Origin of the sequence: Ruegeria sp. HKCCSP351 (genome assembly GCF_017872535.1) — a bacterium.
In the GTDB taxonomy this organism is placed as follows: domain Bacteria; phylum Pseudomonadota; class Alphaproteobacteria; order Rhodobacterales; family Rhodobacteraceae; genus Ruegeria.
The window spans coordinates 46,318-62,069 of sequence record NZ_JAEDOV010000007.1 but is presented as its reverse complement, the minus strand read 5'-3'; the positions used below and the strand labels follow the sequence as shown (position 1 = coordinate 62,069).

Below are 15,752 nucleotides of genomic sequence, written 5' to 3'. Positions count from 1 at the left end.
CAGGGTAATCAGGGAAACCTTCGTATTGACCTGATCCGGCGTCCTGTATTTGCATTGAGCTCGAATTGGAGTGCGGCCTTTGAAAAACAACTACATACTAATCGACTTTGAAAATGTTCAACCCAAGAACCTCGAACTCCTTCGGGGACATATTTGCACCTTGATTGTTTTCGTAGGAGCCAATCAAAAAAGCATACCCTATGACTTTGCACAAGCACTGCAAAGCTTGGGAGAAAACGCTGTTTATCAGAAGATAGCAGGGAATGGTTCGAACGCCTTGGACTTTCATATCGCGTTCTACTTAGGCGAACTCGCTACCAAAGACGCCAATGCGTGTTTTCATGTTATTTCTCGTGACAAAGGCTTCGACCCATTGATTGCACATCTGCGACAAAGGAAGCTCCCAGCTTTCCGTCATGCAGACCTATCCGAGATCCCATTCGTCAAAATCTCGAATGCAAGCTCGCTGGATCAAAAAATTGATGCGATTGTTGACAGCTTGAAGTCTAGAGGAACTTCACGTCCTAGGAAGATCAAAACCCTTAAGGGAACGATGAACGCCCTTTTTCTAAAGACCTTGGAGCAGGAAGAGCTGGAAAGGCTGGTTGATGAGTTGAAAAGACGTGGTCACGTCGTCTTTTCGGATCAATCAGTCAGTTATGGCCCCGACATTACCCAGCACTGACTGGCCTTGGGGCCGAGAGTTTCGCGTTTTGAATGGCCCAGTTGCCCCGCGTCCCAGCCTCCAATACAACTGATCAGAAATCGACTTCGACACCCGGCAGGTTCAGCTCTCGCATCATGTCGCGCAGTTCCTGCCGTGCCGCGATGTTCGAGATGTTCAGCTGTTTGACGCCAATATCCTTGAGGTCCAGCAGGGTCAGGCCGCGCGGAAACAGTTCGCGAAAGATCACCCGTTCGGAAAAGCCCGCGGCGACGCGGAAGCCGATACGCTGAGACAGCATTTCGATCGCGCGCTGCATCTTTTCCTTGTTGACCATGCGCTGGGTACCGACGCGGTTGCGCACAACGACCCAGTCGATGGGCTTAAGCCCGGCCTGTGCCCGCAATTGCCGGGCGTTCCAGACCATCTCGGAATAGACGGACGGGCCGAGGATTTTCTCACCCTTTGAATCAATCCGCGCCAGCAGGTCAAAATCGATGAAACTGTCGTTCAAAGGCGTGATCAGCGTGTCGGCCAGCGAATGGGCCACCTGGCTCAGCCGGGTATGAGAGCCGGGGCAGTCGATCAGGATAAAGTCGCTGTCGCTTTCCAGTTGCGACACGGCAGCAGACAGGCGGTGGTCATAGATGTTTTCGCCCGGTTTCAACGTGCTGGCATCGATCTCGGGCAGGTCGTGATGGCGTGGGCTGGGCAGTGTCAGGTCCGCGCTTTTCAGAAAGTTGTTCCGGTTCTCGAAATACCGTCCAAGGCTGCGTTGCCGCAGGTCCAGATCAAGCGTGCTGACCTTGTGCCCCAATCGGGCCAGTGCGGTTGCCACATGCATCGACACGGTCGATTTGCCAGCGCCGCCTTTTTCGTTCCCGACCACAATGATATGTGCCATGCTTGTATTCCCAAGTCTTGCCGTGTTTGACTACACGTTGTTGGCACCCACTATATGTTGTGTCGCCTGCGATGAAAAGAACCTCAAGCGGCGCTTTTTGGCATTATCGGACTCTATTTTGGAAAACACAGCGCCGTGCGCGGGTTACGCGAAGGTGCCTGTCTGGTGATCTGCCATGATCTGCCATCTGATCGCGGTTTTGGCGGCGAAATCGCCGCGTCAGTGCCTGTTTCCGAACGCATACACCAACCGCTGCCTGCAACGATCCGCGTCGGAATCAATCGCGCCTTTAGCCTGATTCATACACGCACAGATCGCCCGCCCAATGGGTCCTTACGCGGTGGCGCCGGTTGGGCCGGATCGTGAAAACTATGCGGGGGGCGGAAAATTTGGTTAAATACCAAACAGATTTACACCGGGTAGCCTTGTAGGTTCTGCACGGGTCTTCTTCGGTTCATCTTCAAAGCAGGTGAAAGGGGCATAGGCATGCCGGACACTGCTGCGGACAATTCAGGCGGTTCACGCGTCGTTCTTGCAATGACGGCCATTTGCATGATGGTTGTTGGCTTCAACACAACCGCTGTTGCGACCATCCTTCCGTATTTGAAGGCCGAGTTCGATCTGACGCCTTCGGGTCTGCAATGGGTGATGGCGATCTATACGGTGGCCAGTGCGGCCCTTGTGACGATTGTAAGTCGGCTTGGGGATATCACGGGCAAGATGGGTGTCTTTTTCTTTGGCATGATCGTGTTTGCTTGTGGCTCGGCTTCTGTGCTGTTTTCACAGAACGCGTCGATGCTGCTGATCGGGCGTGGCGCGCAGGGGGCAGGGGCTGCGGCCCTGTTCGGCACCTCATTATCCCTGCTGACCGCCGCAACACCCGAGGAAGAACGGGCCAGCGTGACCGGTGTGTGGGGCGCGATCGTGGGCCTTGCGATAGGCGTCGGGCCCATAGTCGGAGGAAGCTTTGCCAATTTCCTAAGCTGGCGCGGGGTATTCGCCACAGACCTTGTGTTGCTTGCCATTGCGTTTGCGATCGGCCTGCAGGTCAGCAGGAAGAACTATGTCCCGGATACGCGCCTTCAGGGTGCGAAATTCGATACCGCAGGTGCGATTGCCATTGTCTTGCTGCTGGGCCCATTGTCTTTCGCACTCAGCAACGGTGAGGCACACGGATGGGGCAACGCCCTGACCATCGTGCCTTTGGGTGTCGCCGCTTTGGCGGCTGTCGGTCTGGTCTATACCTCGCGGCGCAGCGACGATCCGCTGGTCGAGTTCCGGTACTTCCGGCACCCGCGCTATCTTATGGCGGCAACGGGGATGTTCTTTGCCGGGTTCGCGTTGTTCTGCTTCTTTGTCTACTTCAACGTGTTCGTCCAATCCCCGGACGCGTTCGGCTATTCACCGGTTGAGGCGGGCGTGGCAATTCTGCCGCTGAGCCTGAGCATGTTTGTCATTTCCGTCACCGCGCCGCGCTTGCTTGCACCTTACAGTTTCCAATGGCCGGTGAGCGCTGCAATGGGGTTGATGGCCTGCGGCTTCCTGCTTTTGACAACAACCTCGAATATCGACAGCTATGCTGAAATCTGGTGGAAGCTGATCATTGTTGGGGTTGGCATCGGCATCTGTTTTTCGTTGCTGCCCCGTCTTGGGCTTCGGTTGCTGCCCGACGAACATGTCGGGCAAGGGTCCGGGGTGATCAACGCATTCCTGTATTTCGGGGCCACGATGGGATCGGTTGTCGGCGGTCTGGCCGAAGCTCTGACCATCCGCTCGGGCCTGTCAGAAGTCATCACCGCACTGCCCGCCGGGTCGACGCAGCGCGACGACCTTGCGCGCGCCCTGACACATGGCACGGCAACACAGGTGGAACAGCTGATTGCCGGGCTTGACCCGTCAACAGGTTCGGCACTGGCCGGGGCGTTGCGGGACCTGCGGGACAATGCCTTTGATGCGGCGATGCTCATGGCCGCTATTGCGGCGTGTATCGGGCTGGTGATCGCGCTGCTGCTGCTGCGCGGTCCGGTTCCGCCATTGCACGACGCGGCTGAACTTACAAAACCCAAGGATCAGAAACCGGAGAAAACAGGGGCCTGAAACGAAAGAAGGCCGCCCGTTGGCGACCTTCCTTTGAAAGACTTTGGCAAAGGTTTAGAAGCCCAGGCCTTCGTATTTCTTCTTGAACTTCGACACACGGCCGCCAGCGTCCATCAGGCGCGACGAACCACCGGTCCATGCAGGGTGTACCGAGGGGTCGATTTCCAGTGCCAGCTGGTCGCCTTCGCTGCCCCAGGTGGATTTCATCTGAACCACGGTGCCATCGGTCATCTTGACGTCGATGACGTGATAATCGGGATGGATGTCTTTTTTCATCTTTCCGCTCCTTACGCTTCGGCGCCAGCTTTGGGCTTGTAGTTGGAAACCTCTGCGATACGTGCGGATTTACCGCGACGTGTGCGCAGATAGTACAGTTTGGCGCGACGAACGCGGCCGCGGCGGACAACGGTGATGCTGTCGATATTGGTCGAGTACAACGGGAACACACGCTCCACGCCTTCGCCGAACGAAATCTTGCGAACGGTGAACGAACCGGCAATGCCATTGCCGTTGTTGCGCGCGATGCAGACGCCTTCGTAGTTCTGCACACGGGTGCGCGACCCTTCGGTCACCTTATAGCCGACACGGATAGTGTCACCGGCTTTGAAATCGGGGATGTCTTTCCCCAGGGCGGCAATCTGTTCCGCCTCAAGCTGTGCGATCAGGTCCATCGCAGTTTCTCCTATCTGCTCGTGGTTGGTCCACGAAGTTGGGCACGGCCTGAGAGCTCTTGGTCTTCACCGGGTCCTGCGTACAGCCCGCCAGAGGTCAGATCGAATGTTCCTTTGGTCTGGCCTGACCCGGCGCATCCCTGCCGAAGAAAACGGGACGTCACGCCATGGTGCAAACCAAAATACCGGAGTCGCAGAACGCGGCACCGGATTGCGGTCGTTTAAGGGTATTGCAGGCAGGGATCAAGGGAAAAACGCCCTGTCTTGCCCAACGGGCCGGTAGGAATCCGCCAGCCTTAAACTAAGGCGTTGCCAAGCGGCCCAGATCAGGCATTCTGAGGCAAATAACATGAGCAGATATTTCAGACAGGACCCTATAATGCGATTGGCATTCATGCTGGCCATAACGGCCGTTGCGCTGATGTCTTGCGGGCGCGGCGGCCCAAAACCTCAGGCCGTTGAACCCGTTCCGGGTGTGGACAGGACAGCACCGCTTGTGATCTACCCCGATTTCGGCGACGCGGATCCCCATGACTGGGAAGGGAGCCACCCCGGACAATACCCGATCCATGGCCTTGACGTGTCACGCTGGCAGGGGCCGATTGACTGGCGCACGGCCCGGGCATCAGGTGTCAGCTTTGTGTTTCTGAAAGCGACCGAAGGCGGTGACGTGGCCGATCCCCTGTTCGACGATCATCGCCGCGGCGCGCAGTCGGCGGGTGTGCCTTGGGGCGCCTATCACTATTATTATTTCTGCCGTTCGGCCCGGGAACAGGCCCGCTGGTTCATCCAGAACGTGCCCAAAGGGGCAGACCTGCCGCATGTGCTGGATATGGAATGGACACCGCATTCCAAGACCTGCACGCTGCGCCCCGATGGCAGAACCGTCCGGGCCGAGGCGCAGCGTTTTCTGGACATTCTCGAACGACACTATGGCCGCCGCCCGATCGTCTATACCACGGTGGATTTCTTTGAAGACACCGATATCGGGCGCCTGCCCAAGACCGAGTTCTGGCTGAGGTCGGTTGCAGGCCACCCCCGCAAAGTCTATCCCCGCACAGTCTGGCGGTTCTGGCAATATACCGGCACCGGTCTGGTGCCGGGCGTTCAGGGCCGGGTAGACATCAACACTTTCAACGGCACGCCAGACGTCTGGGCCAGATGGAAGGCCGGGGGTTAGGTCTTAGGAGTACCATAGGTTTCCCTTGTATCGCCGCCAACCAGATGGTCCAACCGGCGTTCACGCTGCTTCCCAAAGGCGTTGCATACACGGAACCTGCGGCAAGTGCGCAACAATCCGGCCTATCACTCAGACGAATCCGACCGGGATTTTTCATAGTCGGCCCAGATATCCGGGCGGCGCTTGCGGGTAATGTCCTCGGCCATCTTGTGGCGCCATTCGGCGATGCGGCCATGGTGGCCCGACATCAGAACCTCGGGTATCGGGCGGCCTTTCCAATCTGCCGGGCGAGTGTATTGCGGATGTTCCAGCAGGCCCGAGGAAAAGCTTTCCTCTTCGGTCGAGGCCTGATTGCCCAGAACGCCGGGGATCAGGCGCACCGTGGCATCGATCAGGGCCTGTGCCGCAATCTCACCTCCGGTCATCACGAAATCCCCTAACGAGACCTCCTGCACACCGTAATGCTCCAGCACGCGCTCATCCACGCCTTCGAACCGGCCACACAACAGGGTCATGCCATCGCAGCGCGCAAGGGTCTGCATCATGCGCTGGTCCATGCGCCGCCCGCGCGGGCTGAGGTAAATCAGTGGCCAGTTGCCCTGAATGCCCGCCATGGTGTGCTCAATGGCTTCGCCCAACACATCGGGCCGCAAAACCATACCCGCGCCGCCCCCGGCAGGCGTGTCATCCACGTTGCGATGCCTGCCGACGCCGAATTGCCGCAAGTCCACGGTTTCCAGCTGCCACAACCCTTCCTGCAGCGCCTTGCCGGTCAGGCTTTCTCCCAGAACGCCCGGAAAGGCGGTTGGAAACAGGGTGATGATCTTCGCCTTCCAGACGCCGTGCAGGTCCGGGGTGGGTGTCATCAGCTCACGCGGTTTCAGCGTGGCCCGGATCGCCTTGCGACCATGGGATTTGCCGGGTTTGTCAGTCATTTCTGGCGGGCCAGTTCATGTTGGGCGGTTCGAATCAGGGCCTTTTTCTGAGTGATCAATGCCGCTTCGTCCAGCGATGATCGATTCAGAGCCAGCAGTTCTCTCAGGACGTCGTCGGAAAGCTGAGGGCTTTCATGCGCGGGCTTCACAAGCTGCGCAGATTTCCCGGGTGGCAGGTCGAGAAATTCGGCAAATGGTGCGCCCAGTCCAAGGTGGTGGCCTTTCAGCGCTTCCATCCACGCGGTCCGTACCGTGACAGTTGGCAACCGGTCCCTGATCCGGTCTGCCGTGTCCTGTAGCGATGGCAGATGCGCAAGATCAGCGCAAAAGCCGTCCAGGTCCTGAACCATGCGCGACAGGTGCAGATCGTGGGCCCAAAGGCTGCGCAACCACACATCGCGATTGCGTAACGACAGGTAGACGGTGATGTCGGTTTCTTCGCCCACCAGACGGCGGCGCAGCACGCTGACGACCGTTTCCGCCAGTTCGGGTGCGGCCCCGTATCCTTCGATTTTGTTCCTGCTGGGGCGCAGGCCCAGAAAATTCTCTTCGCTCAGGATCAATCCCCGGCGTGCTCCGAAATCCAGACCGTCGAAAAACGCGTGCAGCTGACCGCCAAACCCTGCCAGCGTGTCATCCAGTCGATAGATCGAATGGCGCGTGGCCGCTTCGCTCAAACCGGCCTTGCGGGTCTTATACGGAAGGACCAGAGCGAAATGAGGCCAGATCAGCTCGCGGTTTTCATGCAGAAAGGACTGTGCTGCCGTCATGCCGGTCTTGTGAAAACCCAGATGCAGCAGAACACGTCGCATCAGATCAGGCCTTCGGGCGGGTCGGCCACAATGCGGCCCTGTTCCAGATCGACGGTTGGCACCACCTGCATCGTGAACGGCAGCAGAACCGTCGCTTTCAGGCCCGGCCCGTGTAGTTCCAACAGGTCCGTGGCCCCGTGGTTCTGCACGGATTTGACCTTGCCCAGCAGGGTGCCGCCGGTGTCATAGACCTCAAGCCCGATCAGGTCTGTGTGGTAGAACTCGTCATCGGGCAACGAGGGCAACTGATCGCGCCGCGCAAACAGGCGCAAACCGTTCAGGGCATCCGCCTGTTCCTTGGTTTCAACCCCGCCGAGACGGGCGGCAAAACCGTTCTTGATCGTACGCGTCAGAACCACCGGATAGCGTTCCTTGCCGGTTTCATCCGTCAGTGGCGAATACGCCTCGATATCTTCGGGAACGGCGCAGAAGCTTTTCAGGCGCACTTCACCACGTACACCATAAGACCCCGCGACGCTGCCGACGCAGATCAGATCATTCATTGGCAGCCCCCTTCGTCAAACAGATCCCGTTTCTCCATTCGCCTAGCCCTTCGCAGGCTTCGCGCTGATTGTTGCGCTCAAAGAACACGCCCACAATAAAGGCGATCAGCAGTAGAATGGGAAGGCGTATCAATCCGAACATGCGGCCCTACCTTGTTTCGATCTTCAGGCTGTCGGCCCGGTTTTCCCAGCCAACCTGCTCAAGTTCGGGGGTGTCGGACACCTGTTCTGGCCACCCGACACAGAAATACCCGATCAGACGCCAGTTGTCCGGCACATCCAGATCGCGCGCCATCTGCTCGGGGTCCAGAATGGATACCCAGCCCATCCCCAGCCCCTCGGCCCGTAGGGCCAGCCAGAACAGGGTGATCGCAGAGACCACGGAATAGCGCCGCATCTCGGGCATCGAGCCCGCGCCAAGACCCAATCCCTTGTCGGTGCTGTCGTCGCAGAAGACGGCCAGTTGCACCGGCGCTTCCTGCATCCCCGACAGTTTCAGGCGGCTGTAAAGCTGCGCCCTGTCGCCGGAATAGCCCGCCAGGGCGTCATCGTTGGCGGTTTGGAAATTCCTTAGCGCCGCAGCCCGGGCCGCTGCGCTTTCGACGCGGATCACGCGCCAGGGTTCGCTTAACCCCACCGACGGGGCCAGCCGAAACGCGTCGAGGCAGCGCGCAAGCACTGCCTCGTCTACTGCGTCGCCGCGGAACCGGCGCACATCGCGCCGGAGCCGCAACAACAGATCGAACTGCGTGCGAAATGCGTCAGTAAAGGTCTGATCCCGCACGCTTCGGCCTGCTTATTCTTCTGCAGCCGCTTCTTCAGCCGGTGCAGCCGCCGCTTCGGCAGCTTCCGCAGCCTTTGCAGCTTTCTCTTCCGCGCGTTCCTGAGCTTTCTTGCCCGGGGTACCCTTGTTGGGGTTGTTGCGCTCGGCCTTGTCACGGGTGCCGGCAGCTTCCAGCATACGTGCGATACGGTCGGTGGGCTGGGCGCCCTGATCCAGCCAGTGCTGAACGCGTTCCATGTCCATTTTCACACGCTCTTCGCTGTCTTTCGGCAGCAGCGGGTTGTAGGTGCCCAGTTTCTCGATGAAACGGCCGTCGCGCGGCATCCGGCTGTCAGCCGCAACGATGCGGTAAAACGGACGTTTTTTCGAGCCTGCGCGGGCGAGACGAATTTTCATTGCCATGGTGGTATCTCCTTTGAATGGCATCACGCCGGAGGCGTGTATTTGATTGGCCGGTGTCTTTTCCGGTTATTTCTGGTGTTTGTTGAACCTCTGGTTCACTTCTAACTTGCTGAACCTCTGGTTCACCCTTGGTGCTTCCTGTGGTGTCGGATGACTTCCTGAATGATGAAATTCAGAAAAGCCTTGGCGAAATCGGGGTCCAGATCGGCCTCTTTCGCCAGGTCTTCAAGCCGTGCGATCTGCGTGGCCTCACGCGACGGATCGGACGGGGGAAGGTTGTGTTCGGCCTTGAGCTTGCCAACGGCCTGTGTGTGTTTGAACCGCTCGCCCAGCGTATAGACAAGGATCGCGTCCAGCCGGTCGATGCTTTCGCGATGCTCTTTCAGCAATGCAGCCGCGCGTGTCACGGGGTTGTTCATTGGCCGGTCCTTTCGGGTGTCGAAACGTCAATCTTGGGGTGCCGCCACACCTGGCAGGGCTGGCCCAGCAGTTCGGCATTGTCGCGCTCCAGCGTTGCACCCAACCGTTCGGCCAAAGCGCGCGAGCGGTCGTTTTCGTGGGCGATATACGAAATCAACCCATTCAGGCCCTGATGCCGCGCCGCATAGGACCGGGCGGCAAGCGCCGCCTCATAGGCAAAGCCTTTGCCTTCGAAATCTTCCATCACGGTCCAGCCCAGTTCAGGCTCGTCCCAGCCGGGGGCGTCAATCAGGCCGACGCCGCCAGCGAACCGACCGCTGGATTTCTCGGTCAGGTGCCAAAGGCCAAATCCTTTCAACGCCCAGTGCCCAAGACGTCTGGCCAACATGCCCCAGCTTTCCAGCGCTCCCCGGGGGCCGCCCACCATATGGCTGCGCTCGGTTGCAAAGAATGCGGTCAGCGCAGGCAGATCATCCAGATGCGGCGCGCGCAGGATCAGACGTTCGGTTTCAAGGGTGGGGATGGTGAACGCGGTCATGCGTAGGCCTCCATCCCGCCATTCACCAGATCGGCAGGCGCGGGGTGCCGCCAGATTTCGGATCTGCCGAATTTGGGGTGGTCATAGTGATACTCGAACTGCGCGCCCAGCCGTTTCGCCACGGCCTTGCTGGCATGATTGTCCAGATCAATCAGCGAGATCGCCGTCTCCCACCCCAGAACATCATACGCATAAGACCGCGCGGCCAGTGCCGCCTCGGTCGCGTAACCCTTGCCGGTGGCGTGGTTCATCAGCGTCCAGCCGATTTCGGGTTCGGGCCAGCCTTCGGGGCACCAAAGCCCGATCCGCCCGACATAAGTGCCCGAGGCTTTTTCCTCGGCGCTCCAGAACCCGTAACCGCGCAGGGACCAGTGGCCCAGCAGCGAAGCGATCAGTCGCCAGACCTCATCCCGGCGCAGTGGCCCGCCGACGAACTTCGCCGCATCGCTGGCGAAAAACGCAGTATCGGCGTCCAGATCAGCCTCGGACGGCGCGCGCAGGATCAGGCGCTCGGTTTCAAGCCGGGGGATATGTTGGGCGATGGCGTTCATTACTTCTTCTTGCCAAACCCGCTCAGGCCCTGAGGCAGCCCCATGCCACCGCCCAGACCGGGCAGGCCGCCGGGCATCTTGCCGCCCATCGCCTTGGCCGCCTGTTCCAGCGCCTTGGGGTCCATGCCGGCTGCCATGTCTTCGGGGCTGGGGCCGCCTTTGCCGAACATGCCCTTCATGGCCTGTTTCAGCATCTTGCCTTTGCCCATCTTGCCCATCTTTTTCATCATGTCCGACATCTGCCGGTGCATCTTGAGCAGCTTGTTGAGGTCGCTGACCTCCATCCCCGAACCGGCTGCAATCCGTTTCTTGCGGCTGGCTTGCAGCAGCTGCGGGTTGGCGCGCTCGCGTTTGGTCATGGACTGGATCAAGGCGATCTGCTGGCGCAGGATCTTGTCGTCCAGACCGGCCTGATCCATCTGCTTGGCCATTTTACCCATGCCCGGCATCATGCCCATCATGCCCTGCATGCCGCCCATCTGGATCATCTGTTCCAGCTGCATCTTCAGGTCGTTCATGTTGAACTGACCTTTGACCATGCGCTTCATCATGCGCTCGGTCTGTTCCATCTCCATCGTTTCTTGGGCCTTTTCGACCAGGGCAACGATGTCGCCCATGCCCAGAATACGTCCGGCGATCCGGTCCGGCTCGAAGGTCTCCAGCGCGTCCATCTTCTCGCCCAGACCGACAAAGCGAATGGGCTTGCCAGTCACTGCGCGCATCGACAGCGCCGCACCACCGCGCCCGTCGCCGTCCATCCGCGTCAGGACCACGCCCGAAATGCCGACCTTGGCGTCGAATTCTTCGGCCACCTCAACGGCGACCTGACCGGTCAGGCCGTCAACCACCAGCAGGGTTTCGCGCGGGTCAACCGCGTTGCGGACCTGCTCGACCTCGTCCATCAGCACTTCGTCGATATGCAGGCGACCGGCGGTATCCAGCATGTAGACGTCATAGCCGCCCAATGTGGCCTGCTGCTTGGCGCGCTTGGCAATGTCGACGGGTTTCTGGCCCGGTACAATCGGCAGCGTATCAACGCCGACCTGCGCGCCCAGAACCGCCAGCTGGTCCATCGCCGCCGGGCGATAAACGTCGAGCGAGGCCATCAGGACCTTCTTGCCCTCTTTCTCTTTGAGGCGCTTGGCCAGTTTACCGGTGGTGGTGGTCTTACCCGAACCCTGCAAACCGACCATCAGGATCGGGGCGGGCGGGTTGTCGATCTTCAGCTTGCCGGGGTCTTCCTCGCCACGCAGGGTATCGACCAGCGCGTCATGTACGATCTTGACGACCTGCTGGCCGGGCGTGATCGACTTGGTCACCGCCTGACCGGTCGCCTGGTCCTGCACCTTCTTGACGAATTCACGCGCCACCGGCAGCGAGACGTCGGCCTCAAGCAGGGCAACACGGACCTCGCGCAGGGCGGTCTTGACGTCTTCTTCAGACAGAGCACCCTGTTTGGTCAGCCGATCAAAGACGCCGGAAAGGCGTTCGGATAGATTTTCAAACATGCCTTCGGCCTCCTTAGCCGGTTATCTGGTGGCGCTTCTCAGATAAGAAACGCCGGTTAAATGCACAATTGCCCCCTCCCACCGAACCAAACGTGGGGGTAATGCCAAATGGCATTGCCCCCACGGGCGAAACTCGCTGGTGGGGGGCGATCCCTGAACGACTCAAGGGACCGGAAGATCAAGACGCTTCCGGATGTTTGGCGGTCATCTACGCCTCTGGGCTCTGCGAGTCAAGGCAAACGCTTTGAGCATCTGGCCACTTGGTGTAGCGTCCAAAGGTCGGGGTCAGTTTTGGAGTTTGGTCATGAGTCAACCATTGCCGCAGCGCACCAGGGATTATGTCGGTGAAGTCACGAATACCGATATCTGGTCCGACTTCATAATCCGTCCCGACGACATCTTTGTCTGCACGCCTCCCAAGTGCGGCACCACGTGGACGCAGACGCTGGTACGAATGCTGATCACCAAAACCGCGGATCCAGCCGTGTACAACAACGCGGTCTCACCCTGGCTGGATTGCGGTTTCAGAAATCGTGAGGAGCAGGACAGAATACTTGCCGCACAAACGCACAGGCGGTGCATCAAGACCCACACGCCATTGGACGGGATCACCTATTCACCGGATGCGACCTATCTGGTGGTGCATCGTCATCCGGTTGACGTGCATTTCTCGCTGCGCCGCCATGTGGAAAACATGAAAGACGACTGGCTGGACTACCTGTTTCCCGATGATCTTTCCGAAGCCTTCGCGATGTTTCTGGACCGGCCCGCCTCGTCAAAGGGCACCGACGATCTGACACTGGCCTCATACCTCCACCATTACCGTTCATTCCGCGCGTTCCGGCATCTGCCTAACATCCATTTCCTGCATTACGCCGAACTCAGCCGTGATTTGCCGGGGCAGGTGGCGCGGATCGCAAACATCTTGGGGACCGAGATCGCGCCAGAAATGATCGACGAAATCGCTGAGGCCGCAAGCTTTGGTTCAATGAAGGAAAACGCCCGGCGCGCTTCGCAGCAGCCCGGTTTCAAAAGTGCGTTTCAGGATTACGCGCAGTTCTTCGCGTCCGGGACCAGCAATAAATGGGAGGGAAAGCTGACCGCCGATGACATGGCCCGATACGACGCGCGCCTGTCCGAAATGGTGACACCGGCTGACCGAGCCTGGCTGGAGCATGGACAAGTCCTGTAATCGTCAGGCTTGTTCCTTCGCGTCTTCCTGCTGCGCGGGCAGCCATGCATTGACCGCGTCCACCAGATTATGCGCGCCGCGCCCGTTCGAGTACGCATCGACAATCGGATGACGCCCTTCGCTCATTCCCTTGTCCAGCACCAGAACCGGGCGATACAGCGTCGAACTGCTGCTGTCGCTGCGGAAAGTCGAGCTTTCAACTTCGGCATGGGACAGGCTGGACAGCTGATGCTCAATCGCTTCATAGCCAAAGACAGACTGCCTGCGGATCAGAATGCTGTTCTTTGTGCGGTCCAGAATGACCTGAAACCGCCGCACGAAAACGCAAAACGCCCCGACGCCTAGCCCGCCGCCGATTAATGCAAAGAACAGCCCGAACCAGATATTCTCGCCGCCGTCACTGACCATGGCCAGACCTGCGCCGACAAAGGCCAGTATGAAAAAGACCAGCATGATTCCGATGAACCAGGGCGTGTCGGCAAGGATCAGTTGGGTCGGAGTGTTTCGAGTGACTTTCATGGCAGCACGCTAGCACCGTTTTCTGCTCTGCCCCAGCTTGAATTCGCCGCCATGTTGCGCGATGAGCGCTACAAACAGGAGGGCCCCATGGACGCATCATCCACATTTCAGGATACATTGCCGCTCAGTTCTGACGCGCTGTTGGCGCAGCTGGATGATTGGGGGCTGCCCTACCGCCTGCATACCCATGTTCCCTTGCGCACGGTCGAGGACTCCAAGGCCGTGGAAGGCCAGTTCATGGTGCCGGGCGAGAACGCGTTGCGGGTCAAGAACCTGTACCTGCGCGACAAGAAAAAGCGCAACTACCTGGTGACGCTGGAACAAAGCCGCGAGATTGACCTCAAGGAGCTGGGCGCAGAACTGGGTGTCGGCGCCCTGTCCTTTGGGTCGGCAGACCGGCTGTTGCAGAACCTTGGTATTCGCCCCGGCGCGGTCAGCCCGCTGGCGATGATCAACGGCGTGCAGAACGATGTGCAATTCTTCATGGACGCCGCCGCCCAAGGGGCCGAGGTGATTTATATGCACCCGTTGGTCAATGACCGTACCGTTGTGATGAAACAATCCGACGTGATGGCGTTCTTCGATCGCATCGGTTGCACTGTTACGTGGCTGCCCTGATCACTCAAGCGCCAGTTTCAGCGCGGCGGCGACATGAGCGGCGGATGGGTTGATGAACAGGTGCCCGTCGGCCTCGAATACCGGGTCATCCAGATACTTTGGAAAGGCCAGCGGCAGCTCGGTGCAGGCCAGCAGAATGGCGGTTCCGGGACGGGCATGTTTGTTGCAAAAGGCCAGCAACCTTGCGCGCGCCGCATCAGAGGCACCACCGTAGAAATCACTGTCGATCATGGCCTGCATCTCGGAAATCTCGGGGTCGGGCAGCCGCGCATTTGCGGTGATGCCCTCGGCCGCCAGACGATCCGCATAGTTGGTGGCCTGCATTGTCACGGTTGTTCCCAGCACCAACGCGTTTGATACGCCTGTGCTGGCCGTAGCCTCTGCCGTCGCGTCGAAAATGCTGAGGATGGGCATGGAAACACCCTGTCTGATCGCGTGCAGCCGCGCGTGCGGGGTGTTGGACGCTATGATGCCAAAATCGCAGCCTGCGCGCTCCAGCGTCAGCAGCGCGTCGCGAAACACCGCATCAAACGCCGCCCAGCTGGCTTCGTCCCCGGCGACACCCCGCAAAGCGCGGGTCTTGGCCTGTGTGACAGACTCGATGGTCATGGCAGGGATCGGCAGGGGCGCGCCGTGGCCGCGCGCCGCAAAGTGACGCCCGGCACCTTCGGCAATGGCCCTGTAATAGTCCACGGTCGAGGCCCAACCCACACCACCCAGAATTCCGATCTTCTTCATGCGCGCTATCCAGTCCGCCAGTTCCATCTGACCAGCAGACTGGACGTTTCAGGGCTCATTGACCAGAGGCGATCAGGCCGCCAGTTCTGTCACCGCCTTTTTGGCGCTTTCCAGCGCGGCTTCGGGGTTCACCGCCATCTGATCCGCGGCGATGACCGCTACATCATGGATGCCGATAAAGCCCAGAACGTGACGCACATAGTTGGTGGCAAAGTCGATCTCGGACCCGACAGCAGTACCACCCGACGCGATTGCCAGAATGGCGCGTTTACCCTCCAGCAAGCCTTTTGGGCCGTTCTCCGAATAGGAAAAGGTCAGGCCCGCTCGGGCGACCAGGTCGATCCAGGCCTTGAATGCGGCGGGGACCGAGAAGTTGTAGATCGGCAGGCCGATAACGATGGTGTCAGCCTCTTGCAACTCGGTCACCAGCGCGTCCGAAAGGGCCAGCCGGTCGCGTTGCAGGTCGTCGCGCTGCTCGGCCGGGGTAAAGTTGGCGGCGATCCAGTCTTCGGTCAGCAGGGGCAGGGGGGTAGCCAGGTCGCGGCGGATGATGCGGGCGGCACCCAACTGTCGGACGATGCGGTCAGACAGGTCGCGGGTGGTTGAACCCACGCGGCGGGCAGAGGCGTCGATATGCAGGATGGTTTTAGCCATTGATTGGGTCCTTTGGGTAAGAGAAATCTTGTGCTGGCTCCAATATGATTATTGCGTTTGTG

Annotated in this window: 22 protein-coding genes; 6 read left to right on the top strand and 16 right to left on the bottom strand. The window is 59.5% G+C overall.

Annotated features, from left to right (window positions below):
* Positions 1 to 79 precede the first annotated feature (79 nt).
* Positions 80 to 685 (top strand): PIN domain-containing protein, encoded by a 606-nt coding sequence (locus I9182_RS14955; RefSeq protein WP_209506097.1) that lies wholly within the window; start codon positions 80 to 82, stop codon positions 683 to 685.
* Positions 686 to 758: 73 nt separating this feature from the next.
* Here I9182_RS14955 and I9182_RS14950 read toward each other — a convergent pair whose 3' ends face one another.
* The gene (locus I9182_RS14950) at positions 759 to 1,568 is read right to left on the bottom strand and encodes a division plane positioning ATPase MipZ (RefSeq protein ID WP_209598810.1); all 810 of its coding nucleotides are present in this window, start codon (positions 1,566 to 1,568) and stop codon (positions 759 to 761) included.
* A 135-nt stretch (positions 1,569 to 1,703) separates the two neighbouring features.
* On the opposite strand from I9182_RS14950, the gene I9182_RS14945 reads away from it, so the two are divergent.
* Together I9182_RS14945 and I9182_RS14940 are read left to right on the top strand one after the other, a co-directional pair.
* Entirely contained in the window at positions 1,704 to 1,934 is a 231-nt protein-coding gene (locus I9182_RS14945) for a hypothetical protein (protein ID WP_209598809.1), read from the top strand.
* Between the two features lie 120 nt (positions 1,935 to 2,054).
* Positions 2,055 to 3,665: an MFS transporter gene (locus tag I9182_RS14940; RefSeq protein ID WP_209598808.1), complete on the top strand. Its 1,611-nt coding sequence runs from the start codon at positions 2,055 to 2,057 to the stop codon at positions 3,663 to 3,665.
* A 54-nt stretch (positions 3,666 to 3,719) separates the two neighbouring features.
* Here the strand turns inward: I9182_RS14940 and rpmE are convergent, their stop codons facing one another.
* Together rpmE and rplS are read right to left on the bottom strand one after the other, a co-directional pair.
* Entirely contained in the window at positions 3,720 to 3,941 is a 222-nt protein-coding gene (gene rpmE / locus I9182_RS14935) for a 50S ribosomal protein L31 (protein ID WP_170380502.1), read from the bottom strand.
* An 11-nt stretch (positions 3,942 to 3,952) separates the two neighbouring features.
* Positions 3,953 to 4,336 carry a 50S ribosomal protein L19 gene (gene rplS / locus I9182_RS14930; RefSeq protein WP_209506105.1) on the bottom strand — a complete coding sequence of 128 codons (384 nt, stop codon included), beginning with the start codon at positions 4,334 to 4,336 and terminating at the stop codon, positions 3,953 to 3,955.
* Between the two features lie 379 nt (positions 4,337 to 4,715).
* Between rplS and I9182_RS14925 the strand changes: the two genes are divergently transcribed.
* Positions 4,716 to 5,516 carry a GH25 family lysozyme gene (locus tag I9182_RS14925; protein WP_209598807.1) on the top strand — a complete coding sequence of 267 codons (801 nt, stop codon included), beginning with the start codon at positions 4,716 to 4,718 and terminating at the stop codon, positions 5,514 to 5,516.
* Positions 5,517 to 5,641: 125 nt separating this feature from the next.
* Here the strand turns inward: I9182_RS14925 and trmD are convergent, their stop codons facing one another.
* The 10 genes from trmD to ffh form a co-directional block, all read right to left on the bottom strand.
* Positions 5,642 to 6,451, bottom strand: a complete 810-nt coding sequence (trmD, locus tag I9182_RS14920; protein ID WP_209598806.1) for a tRNA (guanosine(37)-N1)-methyltransferase TrmD — start codon at positions 6,449 to 6,451, stop codon at positions 5,642 to 5,644.
* Positions 6,448 to 7,263 (bottom strand): hypothetical protein, encoded by an 816-nt coding sequence (locus tag I9182_RS14915; protein WP_209598805.1) that lies wholly within the window; start codon positions 7,261 to 7,263, stop codon positions 6,448 to 6,450. Before I9182_RS14915 ends, trmD begins: the two co-directional genes overlap by 4 nt.
* Positions 7,263 to 7,766 (bottom strand): ribosome maturation factor RimM, encoded by a 504-nt coding sequence (gene rimM, locus I9182_RS14910; protein WP_209506113.1) that lies wholly within the window; start codon positions 7,764 to 7,766, stop codon positions 7,263 to 7,265. The genes I9182_RS14915 and rimM overlap by 1 nt, the downstream gene beginning before the upstream one ends.
* Complete coding sequence (locus I9182_RS14905) at positions 7,759 to 7,908, bottom strand: hypothetical protein (protein WP_209598804.1); 150 nt, start codon at positions 7,906 to 7,908, stop codon at positions 7,759 to 7,761. Before I9182_RS14905 ends, rimM begins: the two co-directional genes overlap by 8 nt.
* Before the next feature lie 6 nt (positions 7,909 to 7,914).
* Positions 7,915 to 8,550, bottom strand: coding sequence for a 5,6-dimethylbenzimidazole synthase (gene bluB / locus I9182_RS14900; protein ID WP_209598803.1), 636 nt, complete (start codon positions 8,548 to 8,550; stop codon positions 7,915 to 7,917).
* Positions 8,551 to 8,562: 12 nt separating this feature from the next.
* Positions 8,563 to 8,952 carry a 30S ribosomal protein S16 gene (gene rpsP, locus I9182_RS14895; protein WP_209506119.1) on the bottom strand — a complete coding sequence of 130 codons (390 nt, stop codon included), beginning with the start codon at positions 8,950 to 8,952 and terminating at the stop codon, positions 8,563 to 8,565.
* 122 nt (positions 8,953 to 9,074) lie between these two features.
* Positions 9,075 to 9,371, bottom strand: coding sequence for a chorismate mutase (locus I9182_RS14890; RefSeq protein ID WP_209506121.1), 297 nt, complete (start codon positions 9,369 to 9,371; stop codon positions 9,075 to 9,077).
* Positions 9,368 to 9,910 (bottom strand): GNAT family N-acetyltransferase, encoded by a 543-nt coding sequence (locus tag I9182_RS14885; protein ID WP_209598802.1) that lies wholly within the window; start codon positions 9,908 to 9,910, stop codon positions 9,368 to 9,370. Before I9182_RS14885 ends, I9182_RS14890 begins: the two co-directional genes overlap by 4 nt.
* Positions 9,907 to 10,461 (bottom strand): GNAT family N-acetyltransferase, encoded by a 555-nt coding sequence (locus tag I9182_RS14880; RefSeq protein WP_209506125.1) that lies wholly within the window; start codon positions 10,459 to 10,461, stop codon positions 9,907 to 9,909. The genes I9182_RS14885 and I9182_RS14880 overlap by 4 nt, the downstream gene beginning before the upstream one ends.
* Entirely contained in the window at positions 10,461 to 11,969 is a 1,509-nt protein-coding gene (ffh, locus tag I9182_RS14875; RefSeq protein ID WP_209506127.1) for a signal recognition particle protein, read from the bottom strand. Before ffh ends, I9182_RS14880 begins: the two co-directional genes overlap by 1 nt.
* Positions 11,970 to 12,273: 304 nt before the next feature.
* Between ffh and I9182_RS14870 the strand changes: the two genes are divergently transcribed.
* Positions 12,274 to 13,161, top strand: a complete 888-nt coding sequence (locus I9182_RS14870; protein ID WP_209506129.1) for a sulfotransferase domain-containing protein — start codon at positions 12,274 to 12,276, stop codon at positions 13,159 to 13,161.
* A gap of 3 nt (positions 13,162 to 13,164) precedes the next feature.
* On the opposite strand, the gene I9182_RS14865 is transcribed toward I9182_RS14870, so the two are convergent.
* Complete coding sequence (locus I9182_RS14865) at positions 13,165 to 13,680, bottom strand: hypothetical protein (RefSeq protein WP_209598801.1); 516 nt, start codon at positions 13,678 to 13,680, stop codon at positions 13,165 to 13,167.
* Between the two features lie 87 nt (positions 13,681 to 13,767).
* Here I9182_RS14865 and I9182_RS14860 point away from each other — a divergent pair, with 87 nt between their 5' ends.
* Positions 13,768 to 14,298: a prolyl-tRNA synthetase associated domain-containing protein gene (locus I9182_RS14860; protein ID WP_209598800.1), complete on the top strand. Its 531-nt coding sequence runs from the start codon at positions 13,768 to 13,770 to the stop codon at positions 14,296 to 14,298.
* Here I9182_RS14860 and I9182_RS14855 read toward each other — a convergent pair whose 3' ends face one another.
* Positions 14,299 to 15,036, bottom strand: a complete 738-nt coding sequence (locus I9182_RS14855) for an aspartate/glutamate racemase family protein (protein ID WP_209598799.1) — start codon at positions 15,034 to 15,036, stop codon at positions 14,299 to 14,301. It abuts the gene before it with no gap.
* 72 nt (positions 15,037 to 15,108) lie between these two features.
* Positions 15,109 to 15,690 carry an NAD(P)H-dependent oxidoreductase gene (locus I9182_RS14850; RefSeq protein ID WP_209598798.1) on the bottom strand — a complete coding sequence of 194 codons (582 nt, stop codon included), beginning with the start codon at positions 15,688 to 15,690 and terminating at the stop codon, positions 15,109 to 15,111.
* Between the last annotated feature and the right edge of the window lie 62 nt (positions 15,691 to 15,752).